Source organism: Brachyspira pulli, from assembly GCF_036997785.1.
Classification (GTDB): Bacteria; Spirochaetota; Brachyspiria; order Brachyspirales; family Brachyspiraceae; genus Brachyspira; species Brachyspira pulli.
Genome location: NZ_JAWLQI010000057.1, coordinates 1 through 21521, shown reverse-complemented (window position 1 = coordinate 21521; position 21521 = coordinate 1). Strand labels below are relative to the sequence as shown.

At 26.4% G+C, this 21521-nt stretch carries 21 protein-coding genes; 6 read left to right on the top strand and 15 right to left on the bottom strand.

What is annotated here, in order from left to right:
• Positions 1 to 42: 42 nt before the first annotated feature.
• From R4K56_RS11645 to R4K56_RS11620, 7 genes are all read right to left on the bottom strand, one after another.
• Positions 43 to 735: an ABC transporter ATP-binding protein gene (locus R4K56_RS11645; RefSeq protein WP_335769072.1), complete on the bottom strand. Its 693-nt coding sequence runs from the start codon at positions 733 to 735 to the stop codon at positions 43 to 45.
• Between the two features lie 98 nt (positions 736 to 833).
• A complete protein-coding gene (locus tag R4K56_RS14835; RefSeq protein ID WP_104618768.1) occupies positions 834 to 968 on the bottom strand; it encodes a streptolysin S family TOMM toxin in 135 nt (44 codons plus the stop codon).
• Positions 969 to 1026: 58 nt separating this feature from the next.
• Entirely contained in the window at positions 1027 to 1449 is a 423-nt protein-coding gene (locus tag R4K56_RS14830) for a hypothetical protein (protein WP_472265004.1), read from the bottom strand.
• A gap of 305 nt (positions 1450 to 1754) precedes the next feature.
• Positions 1755 to 2411 carry a CPBP family intramembrane glutamic endopeptidase gene (locus R4K56_RS11635; protein ID WP_335772625.1) on the bottom strand — a complete coding sequence of 219 codons (657 nt, stop codon included), beginning with the start codon at positions 2409 to 2411 and terminating at the stop codon, positions 1755 to 1757.
• The gene (locus R4K56_RS11630; RefSeq protein WP_335772624.1) at positions 2386 to 3732 is read right to left on the bottom strand and encodes a YcaO-like family protein; all 1347 of its coding nucleotides are present in this window, start codon (positions 3730 to 3732) and stop codon (positions 2386 to 2388) included. The genes R4K56_RS11635 and R4K56_RS11630 overlap by 26 nt, the downstream gene beginning before the upstream one ends.
• Positions 3733 to 3753: 21 nt before the next feature.
• Positions 3754 to 4845 (bottom strand): streptolysin associated protein SagC, encoded by a 1092-nt coding sequence (locus R4K56_RS11625; protein ID WP_335772623.1) that lies wholly within the window; start codon positions 4843 to 4845, stop codon positions 3754 to 3756.
• A 21-nt stretch (positions 4846 to 4866) separates the two neighbouring features.
• The gene (locus R4K56_RS11620) at positions 4867 to 5892 is read right to left on the bottom strand and encodes a SagB/ThcOx family dehydrogenase (protein ID WP_335772622.1); all 1026 of its coding nucleotides are present in this window, start codon (positions 5890 to 5892) and stop codon (positions 4867 to 4869) included.
• A 155-nt stretch (positions 5893 to 6047) separates the two neighbouring features.
• Between R4K56_RS11620 and R4K56_RS11615 the strand changes: the two genes are divergently transcribed.
• Entirely contained in the window at positions 6048 to 7601 is a 1554-nt protein-coding gene (locus R4K56_RS11615; RefSeq protein ID WP_335772621.1) for a bifunctional metallophosphatase/5'-nucleotidase, read from the top strand.
• A gap of 321 nt (positions 7602 to 7922) precedes the next feature.
• Here R4K56_RS11615 and R4K56_RS11610 read toward each other — a convergent pair whose 3' ends face one another.
• From R4K56_RS11610 to R4K56_RS11585, 6 genes are all read right to left on the bottom strand, one after another.
• Positions 7923 to 8351: an ankyrin repeat domain-containing protein gene (locus R4K56_RS11610; protein WP_335756386.1), complete on the bottom strand. Its 429-nt coding sequence runs from the start codon at positions 8349 to 8351 to the stop codon at positions 7923 to 7925.
• A 177-nt stretch (positions 8352 to 8528) separates the two neighbouring features.
• Positions 8529 to 9314: a nucleoside triphosphate pyrophosphohydrolase gene (gene mazG / locus R4K56_RS11605; protein ID WP_335756385.1), complete on the bottom strand. Its 786-nt coding sequence runs from the start codon at positions 9312 to 9314 to the stop codon at positions 8529 to 8531.
• 29 nt (positions 9315 to 9343) lie between these two features.
• Positions 9344 to 9865 (bottom strand): hypothetical protein, encoded by a 522-nt coding sequence (locus R4K56_RS11600; protein ID WP_335756384.1) that lies wholly within the window; start codon positions 9863 to 9865, stop codon positions 9344 to 9346.
• A 9-nt stretch (positions 9866 to 9874) separates the two neighbouring features.
• A complete protein-coding gene (locus R4K56_RS11595; RefSeq protein ID WP_335759522.1) occupies positions 9875 to 10012 on the bottom strand; it encodes a hypothetical protein in 138 nt (45 codons plus the stop codon).
• A 132-nt stretch (positions 10013 to 10144) separates the two neighbouring features.
• Positions 10145 to 10849 carry a flagellar filament outer layer protein FlaA gene (locus R4K56_RS11590; RefSeq protein ID WP_335756382.1) on the bottom strand — a complete coding sequence of 235 codons (705 nt, stop codon included), beginning with the start codon at positions 10847 to 10849 and terminating at the stop codon, positions 10145 to 10147.
• Positions 10850 to 10873: 24 nt separating this feature from the next.
• Positions 10874 to 11599 (bottom strand): flagellar filament outer layer protein FlaA, encoded by a 726-nt coding sequence (locus tag R4K56_RS11585; protein WP_297297935.1) that lies wholly within the window; start codon positions 11597 to 11599, stop codon positions 10874 to 10876.
• Positions 11600 to 11936: 337 nt separating this feature from the next.
• On the opposite strand from R4K56_RS11585, the gene R4K56_RS11580 reads away from it, so the two are divergent.
• The 4 genes from R4K56_RS11580 to R4K56_RS11565 all read left to right on the top strand — a co-directional run bounded on the left by R4K56_RS11580 (position 11937) and on the right by R4K56_RS11565 (position 16092).
• Positions 11937 to 12626: a pseudouridine synthase gene (locus tag R4K56_RS11580; protein ID WP_335772620.1), complete on the top strand. Its 690-nt coding sequence runs from the start codon at positions 11937 to 11939 to the stop codon at positions 12624 to 12626.
• 201 nt (positions 12627 to 12827) lie between these two features.
• The gene (locus tag R4K56_RS11575; RefSeq protein ID WP_335756380.1) at positions 12828 to 14633 is read left to right on the top strand and encodes a methyl-accepting chemotaxis protein; all 1806 of its coding nucleotides are present in this window, start codon (positions 12828 to 12830) and stop codon (positions 14631 to 14633) included.
• Between the two features lie 193 nt (positions 14634 to 14826).
• Entirely contained in the window at positions 14827 to 15480 is a 654-nt protein-coding gene (locus R4K56_RS11570; RefSeq protein WP_335772619.1) for a DUF2726 domain-containing protein, read from the top strand.
• A gap of 15 nt (positions 15481 to 15495) precedes the next feature.
• A complete protein-coding gene (locus tag R4K56_RS11565) occupies positions 15496 to 16092 on the top strand; it encodes a DUF2726 domain-containing protein (RefSeq protein WP_335769061.1) in 597 nt (198 codons plus the stop codon).
• A 42-nt stretch (positions 16093 to 16134) separates the two neighbouring features.
• Here the strand turns inward: R4K56_RS11565 and R4K56_RS11560 are convergent, their stop codons facing one another.
• A complete protein-coding gene (locus tag R4K56_RS11560) occupies positions 16135 to 17880 on the bottom strand; it encodes an RNB domain-containing ribonuclease (RefSeq protein WP_335772618.1) in 1746 nt (581 codons plus the stop codon).
• 175 nt (positions 17881 to 18055) lie between these two features.
• On the opposite strand from R4K56_RS11560, the gene R4K56_RS11555 reads away from it, so the two are divergent.
• Positions 18056 to 19174, top strand: coding sequence for an ATP phosphoribosyltransferase regulatory subunit (locus R4K56_RS11555; RefSeq protein ID WP_335772617.1), 1119 nt, complete (start codon positions 18056 to 18058; stop codon positions 19172 to 19174).
• Positions 19175 to 19189: 15 nt separating this feature from the next.
• Here R4K56_RS11555 and R4K56_RS11550 read toward each other — a convergent pair whose 3' ends face one another.
• On the bottom strand, positions 19190 to 19327 hold the full coding sequence (locus R4K56_RS11550; protein ID WP_297297880.1) for a hypothetical protein: 138 nt from the start codon (positions 19325 to 19327) through the stop codon (positions 19190 to 19192).
• Between the last annotated feature and the right edge of the window lie 2194 nt (positions 19328 to 21521).

Here is a 21521-nt window from a genome sequence, read left to right as displayed (position 1 = left end):
TCATCGGTTGACAAACTTAAAAATTTTTAGTATATACTAAAATTAATAATTAGTAATATGCAGGTAAAGTTTCTCCAAACTGTCAAAATTATATTTATTTAAAAGTTCTTCTTTGCTGCCGCTTTCTAATATCTCCCCTTTATATAAAAATACTATTTTGCTCGCAAGATCCTCAACTTCCTCTAAATCATGAGAAGTAAAAAGTATAGTCTTATTATTTTTAGCAAGCTCTAATAACATATTTTTAACATTATACCTTTCTCTAGGATCCAAGCTCGCAGTAGGCTCATCAAATATAAGTAAGTCCGGATTTTGCATAGTAGCTATCATTATAGCAAGTTTCTTCTGTTCACCTCCCGAAAGTTTTATAGCTGGAGTTTTCTGATTCAATCCGTATTTTTTTGTAATCAATTCTATTTCTTCATTACTCATTTTTATGTCATAAAGAGCTGAAAACATTAATATATTATCTCTTACACTGTATCCTTCAAAAAATGGTGTAGATTGAAGCTGTACTCCTATATGCTTTTTATAATTATCTATATTAATTTTTAGTTCGCCTTTATCAGCTTTTAATATTCCTAATAATATATTGATTAATGTTGTTTTTCCTGAACCATTAGGGCCTACAAGTGCTATTATCTCACCTTTATTTATATCAAAATTAACATTTTTCAAAATAACATTATTATTAAATTTCTTTTCTATATTTCTAGCACTAATCAATGTTTCCATTATAACCAACTCAATATTATTATAATATAAACCCGCTGCATTAATAAAATTAACACAGCAGGCGTACTAATTTACTATAAACTATTTATTATAATAAATTAATTGTTTGTTGTAGTTGTTACATTGACACAGCAAGAACAACAACAAGAACAACAACATCCTCCAGGAGTCAATACAACAGATTGGCTTTTTAGAGAACATGTTGTGCGTACTTTTGAAGAATATTTAATCATATAACAACTCCTTTTGATGTTTTATATTAAATCCCTATGCATTAAATACATAAGGAAATTAATATCTTCGCATATTTTCAAATTGTCCGAAATAATACATCGTGAAAGATATATTAGCCATTATAGGAGGCAATAAACTTCCGCTGTACTCAAATGTAAGAGCATTAATAGTAATAACAACAAAACAAGCTATAATAAATATAAATGCCTGTTTAATACTTGTTACTCTAAAAATTTCTTCCAATGAAAATAACATACCTACTATAAAAATGGTAAAAAATAAACTTTCAATTTTACTTCTAATAGCTAAATATATTACTCCGTTAAAAAACAAACATTTTATTATACTAGCAAACATTATTAACAGCCATTTAGGATTGCTTCTTGAAGAATAAAGCATATCTATAGAAGGCACTAATAATATATTATTAAATATAACATTTGTTTTTATATCTTTATTAAATAAACTTATTATTGCCATGATAATTTCAAAAGAAGAAATTACCGCAAAAATATTGATAAAAATATAAATAATATATTTTCTCTCTATATGTAAATATAATAAAATATTTTGTTTATGCAAAAAACTAATTATTAAAGCAAAACTAAGCATAAAAATCCAATATATATAAGTGCTTACATAAACATACATTTCATTATATTCAAGTTTGCTGTGATTCATCAAATTAAAGCATATATTATTAATTATATTATTATGCTCCAAGAACTTAATTAAAATTCCTAATATAAAAGATATAAGTATATATGGTATAAGATGAGCAATTATCAATTTAGCCTCTCTTTTTTATTTGATGATAATATATATAAAATCATATTCTGTGAAAAATGTGTAATAGCAGGTACTATCACACTAAAAGAAGAATAAACAAATAATAATGAATATATTATACCAACAATAAACTTTTGAAATACTGCATTAGCACCAAAATATATATGATTAATGGAATACACAAATGATGCCGTTATAATAACAATAAAAATATTCACTCCCAATACATTATATAAAATATAAAAAAATACTTGCCTAAATATTATTTCCTCACAAACAGCACCTATAAATATAATTATAATATCAATAAATATATTCTTCTTTTCTATAATTTTATGAATTTCAATATTTTTAATCCAAAATTTGTATTTAATAAAATGAAAAATCATTCCTTCAAATATTTCTATTCCAATACATACAAAAGACATAATAAAAGCTAAAATCACAAAATAAATATTAACATTATAATTAATATTTCCAATATACCCAGTAAAAAATACTATTATCACAAATAAAAGATAACTTAAAGCATTTGGAAGTATGCTATTAATTCTTCCCAAATTTAATTTATAAAATATTCCAATCAAAGAAGTTGGAAAAGAAACAGCCATAAGTACAAGAACTGCACTAAGGTAATGGGTGTGGAAATTCATTATTTGAAATTCCTCCATTTTTAATGATTCTAGCATGATTGCTGTATGGGAAAGCAGGCATTGACATTTGAACAAGCTCCGGAATATATACACGCATTACATGCAAATCTTTGTCAGCTATTTCTGAAGGCGTAATATCCAAATAAACTGCATATTTTGAAATATTATAAAGCCCTTTAAATAAATATTCTAAATCTTCATCAGTATTTAATTCAAGATTTTTATATTTCTTTAATTGTACTTTTTCTTTAACTTTGCCGTTTATAAATTTCATTTTTTTATCTTTATCAATTAAAGAAGCCCAATAATTAACATTGCTGTCAAGATTAAGATAATTCTTTTCAAATTTAGTTTCCAAATAATCAGCAGGCATAGATAAAGGCCCATTTATATTTAATGTAAGTATTGCCAAAGCCTCCATAAAAGCTCTGTATATAACTTTTTTAGGATTAAGACCAGAAGAAGCACCAACAACAATATAAGGAGTTTTATCATTTTTATTTGTAAGCATAACAGTAAATACATAGCCTAAATTAGAATCAACTGTATAATCAAAAACTCTTACTGTATAATTAATATCTTTTAAAATAAGATTCATAGTTTCATTAAGAATATCATCATCAATAATAACCTCTTTAACTTTGCTGTCAGTATACCATTTTATCATGCAGCTGTCGCATTCTATAATTTCAGTTATAGCAGATTTCAATGCCAATTTAACAGTTTTATGACTTGCACTACCCTTTGAAAATCCTCCTATAAATACTTTTTCATTTTTATCCCTTCTGATTATATGAGATAAAAAGAAATTCTGTGCCGGTACATAATACTCTTTTTCCTTATCAAACAAAGAAGGAAGAAGCACCCAAGATAATATATCATCTTCTGTAATATTTTCTAAAAATCCTATACTGTTTAATTTATTACAATCTTCATCATTATATATTTTAACATATTCAAAAGGTATTATATTATCAGGATATTTTTCTTTTAATTGATTATAAGAGGCATATTTTAATTTGTCCTCAAAATATAAATTTGCTGTAAATAAAGCATATCTTTCAATGCCTTCTCCTAATAATCTAATAATAGCCTCATCTCTATAAATACCATAACCTGAAAGATGGTAATTCACCTCAGCATTGTCGCCTAATAATATTTTATGATAATTAGGAAGCATTGCTGTGCATGTATTAATATTTTCAGAAATAACAGAATTAGCCAGCATTATAATTATAGAATCCAAAATTCCTGTTTGATGCCCGCAAATAGAATTATATTTATTTAATACATTTTTATGGCTTGGGTAATAATTAATCATAATATTCTCATCTTAATAAAATTATTTTATTATAACTTTGCTTGAAAACTTTTCTATTATTTCTTTTGAAGAAGTATACATTTCATTATATTTAGCCTTGCTTATATGTCCGCATGCCGGGCAGAAAGGCACTCTTAATAAATCCTGAATTTGTATTTCTATCAAAGGTATATAAACATTAATAACACGTCCTGCAAGTTTACATTTTCCTATAGCAGCAAATAAAAATGCTTCGTATAATGCGAGAGAAGTAAATGTCTGTAAAATAGGAGTTATATAAGTTCTTTTTCCGTTTGATTTAAAATTCATAGTTTGTTTAACGAATTTATTATAAACTGATAAACTTTCATTTCTAGCTATTACCCTATTTTCAAAACATTCATAACAAGCGGTTTCTTTTCCCTTTATTGTAGTAATATTCAAAAATGGCCCGTCTAATATTGATATAATTATAGGAATTGATTTTTCAAGTAAAAGCCTATTAATATTTCTAAGTAAATTGAGTCTAGGCTTCTCTATACTTACAACTACACATGACATATCATCAAATAATTTTAATAATTCTTTTTGCTTTTCAATACTTTCAATAGCATCGGTTGTATCTGTAAGATTCGATTTCTCTATTTTTTTAATATCTTCAATGTCCATAAATTTAAGATTTATATAAATATCTTCTGACATTAATTTTGCATAATCTTTTAATCTGTCATTATCAGTTATAAACATTACTTTATTTTTTTGAACCTTGCTTTCATCTGGTATATCATAAAAATATTCTCCTATAAGCTCATATACCATATTAAGCATATTATTCTTTTTATCATCATATTCTAAAAATCTATTTCCAATCAAAGAAGATATAATATCATTCAATAAATTAGTATCTTTTTCATCAAGAGAAAATTTCTTTACTATATCATCAAAAGATATAGTTTTATCATCTAAAAATTCTTTAGTAATGAATATAATAACTTCTTTCATTTTGTTATTTAAATCATTAAGACCTAAAGAAGCTTCTTCAAAATTCCATATTCCCTTTCTAAATCTAATTTCATCATCAGAATTGAAGAAAATACTAACATTATCATAAAGTTTAATATTTTTCTTAGCCATTTTTACAACCTACTAATATAATTATTTTGAAAGCAAAGTTAAATGCAAAACATGATTGGATACACCGTCAATATTTAATAATTCTTCGGATAAAGTTTTATTAAATCCTCCAATATCGCATGCAAAAATGCCAGAAGCAGATGCAGCAAGCTGTATATTCTCTGCTATTTCTCCTGTTTCTATCAATGCAAATTGAAGTCCCATATCTCCATATTTTCTTGAGTTTTCATATATACTATACACATAATAAACGGATAAAGCAGCCTTTCTTAAATCTATGCCGCCGCCGAAAACATTATTATTATAGTAATTTTCTAAATCATCATCATTGAATAATTTTATTTTTTCAAGAGAATGAGTAAAAGGCATATACTTATATATACCTTTTTCAAGATTATTAATATTAAGTGCCGCTATATATAAATAAATAGGATAAAGTCCTCCGCCGGAAGGTGCGGTTCTTAAATTTGATATATATTTATCTCCGAAAGTTATTGTGCCGTATTCATTTTTATTTAGATTAAAATTAAAATCTCCGGAAATTCCATCTCCATAATAAAGCAAAGTAGATAAATCATTTAATGTTAATGGTTTGCCTTTAAAATCCCTTCTGCTTCTTCTAGCTCTTATAACTGAACCTATAGGAGCATTCAAATTCTTATATGGCGGAAGTTTAATAGCATTACCTTTTTTATGAACTTCTTCTTCTAATAATATTCTATTACTCAATGAAGCGTCTATTGGAAATGATGAATAGCTTAGAACATCAAGCATTGTAGATAAATCTATTGATGATTTTTTGGAGTTTAAAAGATATTCTTCGCTGATATTTCTATTTATTTCAGAATTCATTGCTCCTCTATATGAAGATTCTGAAGTTTTTATTCCTATACTGTCAGCATACATTGATATAGGTATATTTGATGAAAAATTTACTACACTAAAAAGTAAAGGTATTTCTTTTGCCTCTAATTCTTCTTTTGTTACTTCTATTTTTTTTGATGTATTTGCTTTATCTTTTTTATCTGTTTTCTTTATAATTGCCATATACTACACCCGGAGAAATTCCTTTATATGTTAATATAAACTCTTTATAATTACATAAGGTTAAAAATTAAGTATTTTATACTATTATGCTATTGAAAAACAATGATAAATTTCATATAATTTTTACATATTCTAACATTTTAAGGAGAATTAATATGATAAAAAAATCATATATTGTTTTCATATTAAGCTTTATTCTTTTAATTTCATGTTCAAATCAGCAAACAAAGAAATCAGGAAATAGCGGAAATCTTACTATAATACATATGAACGATACTCATGGTAAAGATGAGGAAGAAAAAGTAGTAAATAAAGAAGTTGATCCACCAGAAACCAATTATATGTATGGAGCTGCTAGAAGGGCTTCATATATAAAACAAGTAAAATCTACAAATGAAAATGTATTAGTACTTCATGCAGGAGACACTATTACTGGAAGCGTTTATTCTACAGTATTTCAGGGCAGAGATGAGGTTGACATTATGAATATGATAGGTGTTGATGCTGCAACTGTAGGAAATCACTTTGTAGATTACGGACTTGACAATTTTACAGAAATAATGAAAGAAAGAAAATTCCCTACTCTTTCAATAAATATAAAAAATAAATCTGATAATAGTTATTATGCTACACCTTATATAGTTACAAATGTTAATGGACTTAATGTTGCAATAGTAGGAGTAACAACTACAGAATCTGTTTACAGTGCTTCAAGTGTAAAAGATTTAGTATTTGAAGAAGAAATACAAGCATTAAAAGACTTTATGAAAAAAATTCCTCTTAATACTACTAATGATGTTACAATATTATTAAGCCATATAGGTTATAATGTTGATAAAAAAGTGGCAGAAGCTATGCCAAATACATTTGATATAATAATAGGAGGACATAGTCATACAGAATTACCAGAAGCTGATATTGTAAACGGTACTCCTATAGTACAAACCGGCTGTTATGGAAAATATTTAGGAAATATAAATTTGAATGTTAATAATGGAGTAATGGACAAAGACAGTTTTAACTATAAATTGGTATTAATGGATCAATCTATAGAACAAGATAAAGATATGTTAGCATTCATAGATGAAATGAAAGGAACTGTAGATAAAGAGTTTAATGTAAGAATAGGTACTTTGCCTGTAGAACTTCCTCAAGATGGAATAAGAACTAATTCTATGGCTATAGGAAATTTTGCTTGTGATTTAGTATTAGATTCTTATGATAATATAGATATAGCTATAGTAAACTCTGGGGCATTAAGAACATCACTTCCTTCCGGAGATATAACTTTAGGAAAAATACAAAATGAATTTTTCCCATTTAATAATCAAGCTGTAACTCTTTCATTAAATGGAAAAGATTTAATTGATATGATAAAAATATCTGCTACAAAAAGAGGCGGCGGCGGTTTCTTACAATATTCAAGAGGTGTTGAAATAAAATATAATGCCAATGGAGAATTAATATCTGCTAAATTAAATGGAGAAGATATTACAGAAAATAAAGATTACAATATAATAATATCTGACTATATTTTAGACGGCGGAGATGGTTATGTTGATAGTGAAAAAAATCCTATAGGAAGAAAAGGAAAAAATATTATTATGACTGGAAATGATATAAGAGATGCCTTAATATCTCAAATCAAAAAGCTTAATAATATACCAGAAGATTATATAGATCAAAAACCAAGAGTAATATTTGAATAATCATTAAAATAATAAATATAAGGGGCTGTTTTATAATAAAATAGGCCCTTTTATTTTATATATAAAAGAATAGATAACTAATTCATACTATAATAAAAAATTTACAAACTATGTACTTAAATACAGAAAATTAAAAACAAATTCTTTTTTATAGAAAGACAATATATTTGTTGAATAAGATTAAGTTGTTTATAATAACTTCCATTTTTTTTAAATGATGTTAATTATTATAAATAATATAGAGTTAAAATAATTATTGGAAATGTATTATACAAAAGATAAAAACATTTCCAATATAATCATTACTTTAAAAAGATAAAATTATTTTTTAAATAAATGCATATAAGGTACATTCATTATTTCAGCAAGCATAACAGCAGAAAAGTTAGCTTCTTCTCTGTTATAATCTGCACCATTATCTAAAAGTATTTTAATAACTTCTTCAGATTGATTTTTAATAATAGCCATATGTAAAGGACTTACGCCCCTGTCATTAATAGCATTTACATTAGCACCCTTAGCAAGCAAAGCAGAAACTATATTAGGATTATCCAACTGCACTGCCAAATGTAAACAAGTTATCTTATTATCAGCATAATTTACTTCTTCTTCTGTACTCTTATCTATTATTTCTAATACTTTTTTAAAATTTTCCTCCATATCAAAAGTTTCATCGTCTTTCTTTTTTACCATTTTTGAAAGTAAATCATATAATTTAGATCTTTTGTACAAATTAGTATTAATCGGCATCAAATAAACCCCATCATTTTTTATATTCTATAATTATATTATAAACTATTAATTCTTGCAATAATAATACACACAATATGTCATAAAATAGCAAAATATAGAACAATAATTCTATTTATAGTTTTACTATTTAATAAATATATTATTTTTTTTTATTTTTGTGTTGAACTTTTTTTATTATTTATTTTCTTGTTTTTTACACTCATTCCAAAGATTGTCCATTTCTTCCAATGACATATCTTCTAAATTCTTATTCATTTCATAAGCACGTTTCTCAACATAGTTAAATCTATTTTTAAATTTTTTATTAACTTTTATTAATGAATTAACAGGATTAATTTTATTCATACGTGCAAAATCAAGCACAGTCATAATTAAATCACCTATTTCTTCCTCAAGATGTTCTTTGTCATTTTCTTTATAAGCCTCTTTAACTTCCAAAAGCTCCTCATCTATTTTTGATAAAGAATCATCAGTATGCTTATATTCAAAACCAACACTGGCAGCTTTTTTCATTAATTTATAAGACTTTTCCATTATAGGTAAAGACTCTGGTATTCCATCAAGAACACTTTTAAAACCTTCCTCATTGGCATTCTTTTCTTCTTTTTTTATTTTATCCCATTGCTTTAATATTCCAGATACATCTTTTACATTACTATCCCCAAACACATGAGGATGTCTTCTAACAAGTTTTTCATTTATATTTTTACAAACATCATCTATATTGAATTTATTTTCGTCTTTAGCAAGTTCAGAAAAGAACACCACATGTAAAAGTACATCTCCAAGTTCTTCTTTTATATTATCATAATCTTTATTATTTATAGCATCTACAAGCTCATAAGATTCCTCTAAAAAACAGGGAATTAAACTATCAAATGTTTGTACTTTATCCCAAGCACATCCATTCTCACCTCTTAAAGTTTTTATTATAGATATTAATTCTTCAAATGAATCCATTATTTACTCTCTGTATTTTATAATTTTAATTAACTTTTAAATTTTCTTACTCTAGTATAATTAATTCTTTTAGGTTCAAGTATGGCATTATATATAATTGCATTTTTTATATCTAAAGAAGAAAGCATATTATTAACATGTATATTATTTGTAGGAGCAGTATTAATATGCATATCAGAAACAATATCATTTTTTATATTATTAATTTGCTCAACTTTAGAATTATATTTTTTCTGAAGCTCAAGCATTTGAATATCATTGTCGGAAGTTTGATAGGAAGTATTATATACATTTTTATCTTCAACATTTTTTCTTAAAGTATCTTCACTATAATTTCTTAAAGACTCCATATTTTTTTTGAGATCTTTAAATATTTCTTCTTCAGTTTTATTTTTATTATAATTTTTATTGTAATTTTTATTATTTGCAGGTCTATTTCTTTGATTATTAGTACGAGATTTATTTGTTTTTTTAGCTTCTTTATTTGCTTTTTGTATTAAACTTACTATTCCCCATATAATGGCTATTATTATATATAAAATTAATTCCATAAAAATCCTTTATTCAATATTATTCTCATCATTATCAATATTTTCTTTTTTATCTTTCTCAGGTCTTCTATTAACAATTCTGCTAGTAACAGCGTAAACAACAAGTAATATAAAACCAACAATTAACAATATATTTATAGGCGACATAATTATAAACTCTCTTAATAAAAATATTTTATAGTTTAATATATAATTGTATTAATTTCAAGTTAGAGTAATAAAAAAGGCGAAGTATTAAAATTAATACCTCGCCTTTAATATTCATTCGTTATCTAGTTATTACCAAGTATCTAATGGATCATCTTCTTCTCTGTAAGTTTCTAAGTACATATCTGTCTTAGCCATTAATTGATCGAAGTAGATATAATATTTACCATAAGAATCTCTAGGATCAACTTTTACATGGATACCCATAAAGCTTATACCTTGTTCAACTTGACCTCTGAATTCTTCTTGTCTTACATTAGCAGGAACTTGTACAGTAATGTTTTTCCAACCCATAAAGTTAAGAGCTTCATTACCAACAGATTGAGGTTTACCATTTACATCGTAAATGTAGAAACTCATTTTGTTATTATGGTTACGTCCTGCTACCCAAACACTAAGTTCTTTAGTATAACCAGGTATTTTAACAGGTCTAGGAGGAGTAACAGAGAACCAAGGATAACCTGTTCTGAAGTACTCTACTTTAGCACCTAAAATATATTTATTATTTTCAGCACCTTCAGCTACAACATCAGCTGGACCGCCTTCACGGCGAATGATACTAACTACACCATAATCTCTAGGCATAGAAGCTTGCCAAGTATTAGCAAATTCAAAATCATCTATTAAGTAATTAGTGATAGCTTCAGTTACGAAATTATTACCATCTTCACCCTGATTTTGAGTAGTTTGCTCACCTGTTTGAGCCGCATCTTGGGCAAACAACAAGAATGCAACAGTTAGAATTAACATTGTTATCAAGATACTTAATCTTTTCATATTATTCTTCTCCTTACTCATACATTATTGTTGCGCTTCTTGTGGCTGTTCTGTAGTAGTATTATCTGCAGTACCGCCGCCTTCGCCTACTACTTGAGCTCCACCTTCTGTATATTGTTCAGAAGATCTTCCGCCAACTTCTTGACCTAATGTAACTTCGATGTCTGAACCGTCATAAGATTCTCTGAATGTGTCTGTAACTGTTTGGAAGTAGTCTAATAAAACTACAAAGTTATCAGCTCTTTCCTCTGGTGATGACCAGAAACGGAAGTTCATGAATCTTAAACCTTTAGCTCTTGGTACATAAGGTTCTTCTTGTGGAATGAATGATGGTACTGATGTACTCATATTTCTCCAACCTATATATCTTATAGAACCTAAAGGTAATGTATAAGTATAACCACGATAATCTTCAAATATCATTTCCATAGTATAGTCATAATTACCACCCCATACCCAAACATCAAATGTTTGAGCTTTTCCTGGTATGATTTTTTGAACTGTTGGAACTAAATCAAAGAAGTTATAAGATTTTCTGAAAAAAGAAACACTTACTGATAATGAATTAGTTGAATTATAGCTTTGGTTACCCATACCATATGGTTTTGTAGCGAATAATCTCATATTAGGATATTTCATTACAACACCATTCTCATTTGTTCTATCACCTCTAAACATAAAACGGCTAGCGTTTGATATTGGTTGCCATTCATCTAATGTTTCAAAGTTGTAAAGTAGTCTAGTTTCCATGTAAACACTAGAAGTTTGTCCATAAACAGCAAATGAACATATGCTTATGAATAGACAAATGATTATGAGGTAGCGAGAAAAATCTCTCGTACTTCTATAGAATTTCATAGCGCACTCTCCTTAATATTTATAGCTAAGCAATTATATCCAATAACTTAGCACCATTATATTATAATCAACAAAAATTGTCAACTATAAAATATAAAATTCTCATACTATTATATGGGTATAATGCTTATATTCGTTATATTATTTTAGGAAATAATCATTAAAATTTGATTAAAAATTATATCATGTTAATATATTTTTATAACTTTTTTATTGAAAATAGGAAAAAATGAGATTAAACAAATATATAGCATCATTAAATATTGCAAGCAGAAGAGAAGCTGATAAACTTATACAAAATGGTATGGTGAAAGTTAATGGCGAAGTTATAACAAATCCTGCTGTTCAAGTATCTGAAAATGATAAAGTTGAATGCTATATAAAAACATACAAAGAAGATAAAATATATATTAAATTAAATAAGCCTAGAGGATATGTTGTATCTTCAAACAAAGATGAAGGAAAACCTATATACAATCTAATTAAAAATGATTTTGATAATATATACCCTGTTGGAAGACTTGATAAAGACAGTAATGGGCTTATACTTCTTACAAATGACGGCGTATTCAGCAGAAAAATTATAGGCGAAAATACAAACTGCGAAAAAGAATATTTTGTTAAAGTTAATGATAATATACCAGACGGAGCTTTAAAAAAACTTGAATATGGTATCTCTTTAGACGGACAAAAATTAAAACCCGCTAAAGTAAAAAGAATAAATAAAAACTCATTTCATATAATTCTTACAGAAGGAAAAAACAGACAGATTAGAAGAATGTGCCAAAAAATAGGATTTGAAGTAATTATACTAAAAAGATTAAGAATAGCTGATATATTATTAAACGATCTAAAAGAAGGAACATTCAAACATCTTACTCAAAATGAAATAAATTCCGTATTAAATAATGAGCACTAATGCAGAAAAAAACTTCATTTTTTGTATTATATGTATGATAAAAATAATAATATTTATATTTTTTTTTAAAATATACTACTTTAAAATATATTTTTATATCAAATTAGATTTTACTAAATAAATATATGACAGGTAATTGACACAAAAAAATTTTTTTTATATACTTTAACCGCTTGAAGAATTTTTTTTAAGGTTATATTTATGAAAAATAACAGAGTTCTATTATTAAAATTAATTATCCCTTTTGCTGTTTTCTTGCTTGTAGCATATATTATTATGTACTTTGCTTATAAAAAAGTATATACTAATGAATTTATAAAAAATACATTGGTAGAGATGGATAATACTGAATTAGTTTTATCTATAGAAATGGAAAAAGTATACGATGTAATGTACACATTAAGAGGATATTTTGAAGCAAATGATAATACATTTACAAGTATAAGAAAAACACTTGAAAGCATATTAAAATCAAATAAAAACATATATGACATACTATACGGAAATGAAATACCATACAGAGACGGAGGACTTTTTGTTAATGGTATAAGTCCTTATCCTGATACTTATGACCAAACTTCAAGATTATGGTATAAAGGTGCTCTTACTAAAAATGGTATATTTATTACAGAGCCTTATGTTGATGCTAATACTGGGGGAATATGTATAACATTGGCATTAGCTGTATACACTAATAATTCATTAAAAGGAGTTATCGGTATAGACTTCTTAGAAATGAATAATATATCAAAAAAAGTTATTAGTGAAAATCAGGTTAATATAATGACTTCAGCTGGACTTTATATGTCGCATCAGAATAAAGACTATATCTTTAATGACAATTACAATGTATATAATGAGCCTTTATTTAAAGATGCAAAATCTATAGAAGACCCTAACAAAGCTGTAATGCAAATAGTAGGAAATGAATGGTACACTATAAAACCATTAAGAGATACTCCATATAAAATTGTAATACGAGGAAACATGAATGCTATCAATAATAGAATAAGAAATATTATGCTTGCATATCTTTTAGTTATTATTATTTTAATAGCAATACAAACCTCATTAGCATTCTTTGTAGTTATACCTATATCTCAAATGCTTGATAAAGCTATGAATAGTATAGATCAAATGTCTAAAGGAAACTTTATCATAGATAGTCAAGATAACGAAAATAAAAATGATAAATCAGGTTCTTTAGTTTCTTATGTCAATAATATGAAAAATACTATAGGAAATGTTGTGTTAAAACTGCAGTCAAATCTTAATACAATAAATAATGAAATAGAAAATATATCATCAAGCAGCGAATATCTATCTGACAGATCTAATACTCAGGCGGCTGCTATAGAAGAGCTTACAGGTTCAATGCAGTCTTTATCTAGTTCTATAAAAGAAATAAGCTCAAACTCACTTCAGGCTAAAGATAAAAGCTCAAAAATAATGGATACTACAACTACTGGTGTGGAAGCAGTTAATGAAATATCTGCTCATATGCATGAGATATCTGAATCCAGCAAAAAAATATCTGAAATAACTAAACTTATACAGTCTATCGCATTTCAGACTAATATACTTGCTTTAAATGCTGCTGTTGAAGCGGCAAGGGCTGGAGAACAAGGCAGAGGTTTTGCTATAGTGGCAAGTGAAGTGAGATCTTTGGCTCAGACCGTTAATGAAGCTGCAAATAATATTACTTCTATTGTAGAAGAAACTGTAAAAAGAGTGGAAATTGGAAATGAATCGGCAAATAAGTCATCTTCTATATTAAATACCATTAATGATCTGGTAAAAGAAATGGAAAATGAACTTCAGTATATATCACAGTCTATAATGCAGGAAGAAGACGGAATAGCACAAATGAATATAGCTATAAAAGAATTAAATAATATTACTCAGGAAAACTCCAGTTTGGCTAATCAAAACTCATCTTCAAGTTCTGAAATTTCTAATATGAGTCAGGATATTATAAGAGAGATAGAGTATTTCAAAGTTATGTAAATACTAAATAATATTGTTAAATATAATCATTAAGATTGAAGTTTCCTTATAAAAAGTCATAAACTTCAATTTTAATGATTTTTTTGTATAAGAAACTATAGTTCCTATTTATATAATTATTACCGCCAATAAAAATTGAATAATACAATCTATTTTATATACTATATAGTATAAATTAAATGGAGATAAAATTATGCTTGAAGTCGGCGTAGCTGTAATTATATTATCTATTGTAATAATATTTTTCTTTTCTTTAAAAAAAACATACTCTACAAAAGAATCAAATACAAATGAAAACAAAACGGATAATTATGAAGAACCTAAAGAACATGAAGAACAGAATAAAGAAGAATTCAAAATAAATGCAATAACAGAACAAAGATTAAAATATATGGATACTGGAAGCATAAAAACAAAAAGAGTTCTGAATATAGAAGAAACGAGAATCTTTTATTCTATGGTAAAAATATTAAATGATTATAATGTAAATCCTCAAGTATCTTTCAGAGCTTTTTTAAAAGGTGAAGAAGATACAGATGCTTGGAAAACTTTCAGAGATTTCTATTGTGATTTTCTTATAACATACAAAAGAGGTTCAAAAATGAATGAACCTGCCGCAGTTATAGAATATCATGGAGGAGGACATTTCGGAGATACAGAAGAACAAAGAGAAAAAGTAAAAAATAATGATATGATAAGAGAAAAACTTTTTAACAAAATAGGATTAAAATATTTTATAATAAGAGACTCTGATATAAAAATGGATTCAGGTTTAATAGATGAAGAAAAATTATCTTTACTTTTAAAAGATGTTAATACAATTTTATCAAATACTAAAGAATCATAAAAGGAAATTTTTATTATGGAAAGTTTAGCAGTATTACTTATTTTTATAATACCTATTATTTTATTTTTATTATTTATAGGAAAAATCGATAAACAAAATTACAGAAGACCATTCAGAAGATATTATAAAAGGAAATACCCAAGAAAAGATATAACTAGCCAAAGACTTGAAAATATGGACACTGGCAACATATCAATTAAAAAAATTATGAATATTGAAGAAAGCAAAATATTTTTTTCTATGTTAAAAGTATTTAAAGATTATAATATTTATAAGCAAGTATCATATAAAGCATTTTTGGACGCTGAAGAAGATACTGATATTTGGAAAAGTTATAGAGATTTTTATTCTGATTTTTTAATAACTTATAAACGAGGAGATAATACAAATAAACCTATAGCTATAATAGAATACGATGGTGCTGGACATTATGGACATACCGAAGAAATGAAAGAAAGAATAAAAAATAATGATTTAGTAAAAGAACAATTAATAAAAAAAGCTGGAATGAAATATTTTATCATAAAAGAAGAAGACATAAAAACGAATTCTAAATTTATAGATGAAAATAAATTAGAAGCTTGTTTATACAATATAGTAAACTCATTATAAAAAATGAATAATTATATAAACAAGCCTAATTTTTATATAAAATTATAAAGAGAAAAATATTTTTCCATTTTCAACATTAGCACTTGCCACTAATACTTTTACTTTATCTCCAAGTTCATAAGCCTTTATTTTATCTATATAAACACTTTGCATATCTGGATAAAATCTATAATTTGAACCAACATAAGTAGACTCAATAAATCCTTCTATTTCCAAGCCTTCTATTTCAACAAATATTCCTTTATTGCTTATGGAACTTATAAGACCATAATATTCATCTCCAAGTCTGTCTTTCATATATCTAGCTGCTTTTATTTGTCTTAAATATCTCTCAGCTTTCTTTGAAGTTTTATCAAGTAATGATAAACTATCAATAGAATCTTTACATACGTTTTTCAATTTTTCATCTATAGTTTCTTTGTTTGATAAAATAGTATCTTTTACTATTCTATGTATAAGCAAATCAGCATATCTTCTTATAGGCGAAGTAAAGTAAGTATAATAATCAAAACCTAAACCAAAATGGCTTTTATTTACTGTACTATAAGATGATGGAGTCATAGAACGAAGCAAAACTGGTATAAGTAAATTTTCTTCAGGTTTTCCTTTTATATTATCAACAAAACCTTTTATATCATAAGTTTGATCTGGGAATTGTTTTAATTCATAGCCTTTAGCATGACAAAGTATTTTAAAACTATTAAATCTATAATCATCTGGCAAACCATGATAACGGTATATACTGCCTTCATAGTTTGATAATTTTTTAGCTATTTCAGTATTAGAAATGAGCATCAATTCTTCTACTATTGTCATAGATTCTTTTCTTTCTTCTGCATAAAACTCTATAGGTATTCCCTCATCATTCAATACTATTTTTATATCAGTATTATCAAATTCAACTCCCCTTCCCTCTTTTCTTTTCTTATATAAAATATTTTTTATATTCAAGGCATTGTCAATCAATTCTAAAAGCCAAGCTTCATCAGTGACTTTTTTATCTATAATATCTTGAACATAATCATAAGATAATTTTCTGTCAGAGTTTATTACACTTTTGCATACTGATGAATCTAATATATCGCCATTATTATTTAAATTGATAATTATAGTTAAAGCAAATCTATCAACATTTTCATTCAATGAAATAATATTATTTGACAATACTTCAGGAAACATATTGTAAACAGTATCAATCATATAAGTGGAATTGCCTCTTTTTCTAGCCTCCAAATCTAATGGAGAATCAAGTTCTATAAAATGACTTACATCAGAAATATGTATATAAACTTTATAATTATTATCATCTATTTTTTCTATACTGAAAGCATCATCTAAATCTTGTGATGAAGCATTATCTATAGTTACCGTTTTCAGATTTCTTAAATCTACTCTGTCTTCTTCTATATTTTCAAAATTAGCATTGTTATTTATATCATCAGCCAATTTTAATAATTCTTCATCGAAATCCAATTTTATATCATAAGCCTGAGCTATAACTTGGGTATCAGATTTTGCATCCTTAGCATCAATATTTACTCTTACTGATTTTACGCCTTTAGGGCCGGGTTCTTTACCTTCAAGTTTATTAATATATTGCTTACCTTCCTTTGTAATTCTAAGCATGTTGCTGTCAGTTTTGCATATATATCCGTCGCTTATAGCTTTTCTTATCAAATTGGTAAGTGCAGTTTTTTCTATAGCTGTTTTTGAATTAAATTTTATAAATATATTATAATCCATTTGATTTTTCATTAACTTTTTTATTAACTCTTCTACTGTTTTCATAATTTCACCTTCAAATTAAATTTGAAAATAATATACACTCTTTTAACACTTATTTCAATTAATATATAAAAATATATGAATTTAAAATTATATTTTTAATTACTATATATGGTTATTTTTCTATTTTTATATTATAATGCTTAAAAAATATTTATGGAAAAAGAAGAATAATATTATGAATGAAAATAATTTAGTATCTGAATTAACAAAAATATATGAAAAATACGGGTATAAAAAAATTAAATTGAATAAATTTGAAGATTACAATTTATATAATAATTACAAAGACTTTCTTCAAACTGAACATATATTAACATTCATGAATCTAAATGGTAATTTACAATCTTTAAGACCAGACGTTACTTTATCAATAGTAAAAAATGTATTAAAGGATAATGACAAATATACAAAAAAACTTTTCTATATAGAAGATATTTATAAAATAGATGATGTTTCTAATGAATACGAAGAAATACAGCAGGTAGGCGTTGAAATAATAGGAACTTTGACTAAATATTCTAATTTAGAAATAATTAGTATGGTAATAGACAGTTTAAAAACTATAAATAATAATGAATATATATTAGAAATATCAAGTATAGATTTTATGTTTGCTTTGATAGATGAATTGGATTTAGATGAAGATAAAAAATTAGAAATACTTAATTTAATATACAGCAAAAACAAACATGACCTTGAAAAAACTTTAACAGTAAATAACATTGATGATAAATATAAAAATGCTGTGGTTTCATTAATAGATTTTTCAGGAGAATATAAAGAAGCTGTAAAAAATATAGAAAGCCTAATAATCAATGAAAAGATGCAAAAGGCTTATGATGAATTAAAAAGTCTTTGTGCTGTTTTTGAAAATTATAATAATTTTGAAAATATATTATTAGACTTCTCAATAGAAAGTAAATTAGGATATTATAACGGAATAATATTCAAAGGCTACATAAAAGGTAATAATGATATAATTCTATCCGGCGGAAGATATGATAAACTACTTGAAAAATTTAATACTCATATCTCAAATGATAAAAACAAAAAAAATGCAATAGGATTTGCAGTTTATATGGACAAACTCTACAAACCAAACTCCATAAAAAACGAATACGATTTTGACATATTAATATTATACAAAAGCGGCAGCGAAAAAGTATTATTAAATAAAGTTCAAAACTATATACAGGCTGGAAAGAAAGTAAGAACTGATATATATTCAGACGATTACAATACAGACTATAACTACAAAGAAAAATACATTTTTGAAAATGATAATCTAGTATAACAATATCGCATTGTATTAATTAACTTTGCTTTTACTATCAGCTAATATTATTCTAGTAACTACTGGATTAAGTTTTACTACTGTTCCATCATCTAGTTTATGTTCGGTTAATACAGTTTTAGAAGTTTGTAATTTTATTTTTTTATTTGTCATAGACATTTCCCCCTTTTATTTTACAGTATATAAATCATAATGGCATTGTCAATAAAATAATCACTTTTTTAAATTTTTATTAACATTATTCACTTAAAACATACTATTCATAATATTTATACTACATTTTTCAATTTTGATACTATGTTAACTAATCATGTAATGATATTTTTGATATAAACATTTATAAACATAAATTAATAAATAGCATGTTAGAAAGATAAAACTATTTATAACAGCAAAAGTCAAATAAAATATAACATTTTTATGATTTTTATTATAATTTTTTAGATTAAAAAAAATACATATCAAAATAACATTAAGTTGATAATTAAATTTTTATAAATTAATACAGATTTTAGAAATTTAATTTTTTATTATAAGTAACTTTATATGAAGTGAAATTATCAGATTTTATCAACATCTTTATTCATAAATAATCATATAATTTTTAGAATATTTCTACATACTTATAACTCCATACCTAAAGTTTTAAGTTGTATATTTGCTCACAATAAATACCTTTTGCAGCTATACTTTCACATGTACCAAAGCATTTTTTACTATGTTTCTATAGTCTTGTATTAAATTCATTCTTTATTTAAGTAATTCCATAAATAATAAAATGTAATTAGTTGATAATCAGACGCACCTATAGTGAACTATTCTTAAATGTTAGCAATTCGGTGCGGTAAGCCACCGCGAAGCGTACCCGAACGAATATGAGGGTATAGGCGAGCGTTTTTAAGTGATACTATAAGAAGATAACTGTAAAAAGTATAGAAAAAATATAAAAAAAATACTATAATACATTATAAGGCTCTTTGACAGATTAAAATTTTACACGAGAGGCATTTTTTAGTTTGATAATTATATAGCTAGGTGAAAGTAAAGCGAATTTCAAAAAGAATTGATAATTATATAAGTAAGCTAAAAAAATATAATAGAATAAGAAACTATTTTAAAAATCTCTATTATAAATATTATAGAATTTTTACAAAAAATTTAAGAAAAAATTACGGGTTTTTAAACTCATTCCCTACGTAGCGAAGCGGAGTACACCTTTAGGTGCAGTAATACCACAAGGGTACTTCCTACGGTCGCCAAGTAGGCTCCCGTTGGTCTGCACGCTGTGCTCCTGTTGGTCGGGGGACGAAAACCTATTTCATAAAGACCTATTTTTTCCATATCATTTACTTTATACGTTTTTAAACTCATTCCCTACGTAGCGAAGCGGAGTACACCTTTAGGTGCAGTAATACCACAAGGGCACTTCCTTCGGTCTGCACTCTGTGCTCCCTACGGTCGGGGGGGACGAAAACATGGAACTAAACAATATAAAATATCAATAAAGTATTTTAAGTGTTTTTAAACTCATTCCCCGTAACCGAATAGGTTCCCGTTGGTCGGGGGACGAAAACACTGCTGTATCAAAATATTCATCATCAAGCTCTATACATATAGTTTTTAAACTCATTCCCCGAAGGGGGACGAAAACTTACCATTCCAAACTTCTAGATTGTATAGGTCCTCCGGGTTTTTAAACTCATTCCCCGAATACCACAAGGGCACTTCCTACGGTCGCCAAGTAGGTTCCATTCGGTCTGCACCGCTGTGCTCCCGTTGGTCTGCACTCTGTGCTCCCTACGGTCGGGGGACGAAAACTAGAAACCTTCAAAGTAATCCGCACTTTCTTCCATTCTGTTTTTAAACTCATTCCATACAGACTGAAAGGAATACATATTGATATGTAATGAAAGGTAATAAACTGCACCTATAGTGGACTATCTTAAATGTTAGCAATGCGGTGCGGGAAGCCACCGCAAAGCGTACCCGAACGAAGATTAGGGTATAGCGAGCGTTTTTAAATTCCATTCCCGCTTACTATTTTTTAGTTTGAGGGACGAAATAGAAAATAATTAAAATATTTTCCATTAGCTAATTTTAATTAACTTTTTAATATAATATTTTATATTATATATGTCAGTTTTTGAGTATGACATTAGATAAAACTTGTTTGAAGGTAGTGAATGTACTCTGGTATCGGACTTATGAGTTGGGAACTCTCATTTTTACGATTTATTATGCTTAACATTAAAGCAACTTTAACACTACTTTCAGCGAAAAGACTGCATTTGACAAAGTACAATGTAACTTCATTTTATACCTAAACAACTATATTTTGTCAATTTTC

Bases quoted from the DNA above. Each gene is read 5' to 3' on its own strand.
- R4K56_RS11570 (WP_335772619.1), top strand. From the start codon at position 14,827: ATGCTTGAAGTCGGCGTAGCTGTAATTATATTATCTATTGTAATAATA.
- R4K56_RS11615 (WP_335772621.1), top strand. From the start codon at position 6,048: ATGATAAAAAAATCATATATTGTTTTCATATTAAGCTTTATTCTTTTA.
- R4K56_RS11575 (WP_335756380.1), top strand. From the start codon at position 12,828: ATGAAAAATAACAGAGTTCTATTATTAAAATTAATTATCCCTTTTGCT.
- R4K56_RS11600 (WP_335756384.1), bottom strand. From the start codon at position 9,865: ATGGAATTAATTTTATATATAATAATAGCCATTATATGGGGAATAGTA.
- R4K56_RS11560 (WP_335772618.1), bottom strand. From the start codon at position 17,880: ATGAAAACAGTAGAAGAGTTAATAAAAAAGTTAATGAAAAATCAAATG.
- R4K56_RS11555 (WP_335772617.1), top strand. From the start codon at position 18,056: ATGAATGAAAATAATTTAGTATCTGAATTAACAAAAATATATGAAAAA.
- R4K56_RS11550 (WP_297297880.1), bottom strand. From the start codon at position 19,327: ATGACAAATAAAAAAATAAAATTACAAACTTCTAAAACTGTATTAACC.
- R4K56_RS11595 (WP_335759522.1), bottom strand. From the start codon at position 10,012: ATGTCGCCTATAAATATATTGTTAATTGTTGGTTTTATATTACTTGTT.
- R4K56_RS11625 (WP_335772623.1), bottom strand. From the start codon at position 4,845: ATGGCTAAGAAAAATATTAAACTTTATGATAATGTTAGTATTTTCTTC.
- R4K56_RS14835 (WP_104618768.1), bottom strand. From the start codon at position 968: ATGATTAAATATTCTTCAAAAGTACGCACAACATGTTCTCTAAAAAGC.
- R4K56_RS11630 (WP_335772624.1), bottom strand. From the start codon at position 3,732: ATGATTAATTATTACCCAAGCCATAAAAATGTATTAAATAAATATAAT.
- R4K56_RS11580 (WP_335772620.1), top strand. From the start codon at position 11,937: ATGAGATTAAACAAATATATAGCATCATTAAATATTGCAAGCAGAAGA.
- R4K56_RS11590 (WP_335756382.1), bottom strand. From the start codon at position 10,849: ATGAAAAGATTAAGTATCTTGATAACAATGTTAATTCTAACTGTTGCA.
- R4K56_RS11620 (WP_335772622.1), bottom strand. From the start codon at position 5,892: ATGGCAATTATAAAGAAAACAGATAAAAAAGATAAAGCAAATACATCA.
- R4K56_RS11610 (WP_335756386.1), bottom strand. From the start codon at position 8,351: ATGCCGATTAATACTAATTTGTACAAAAGATCTAAATTATATGATTTA.
- R4K56_RS11585 (WP_297297935.1), bottom strand. From the start codon at position 11,599: ATGGAAACTAGACTACTTTACAACTTTGAAACATTAGATGAATGGCAA.
- R4K56_RS11565 (WP_335769061.1), top strand. From the start codon at position 15,496: ATGGAAAGTTTAGCAGTATTACTTATTTTTATAATACCTATTATTTTA.
- R4K56_RS14830 (WP_472265004.1), bottom strand. From the start codon at position 1,449: ATGGCAATAATAAGTTTATTTAATAAAGATATAAAAACAAATGTTATA.
- mazG (WP_335756385.1), bottom strand. From the start codon at position 9,314: ATGGATTCATTTGAAGAATTAATATCTATAATAAAAACTTTAAGAGGT.
- R4K56_RS11645 (WP_335769072.1), bottom strand. From the start codon at position 735: ATGGAAACATTGATTAGTGCTAGAAATATAGAAAAGAAATTTAATAAT.
- R4K56_RS11635 (WP_335772625.1), bottom strand. From the start codon at position 2,411: ATGAATTTCCACACCCATTACCTTAGTGCAGTTCTTGTACTTATGGCT.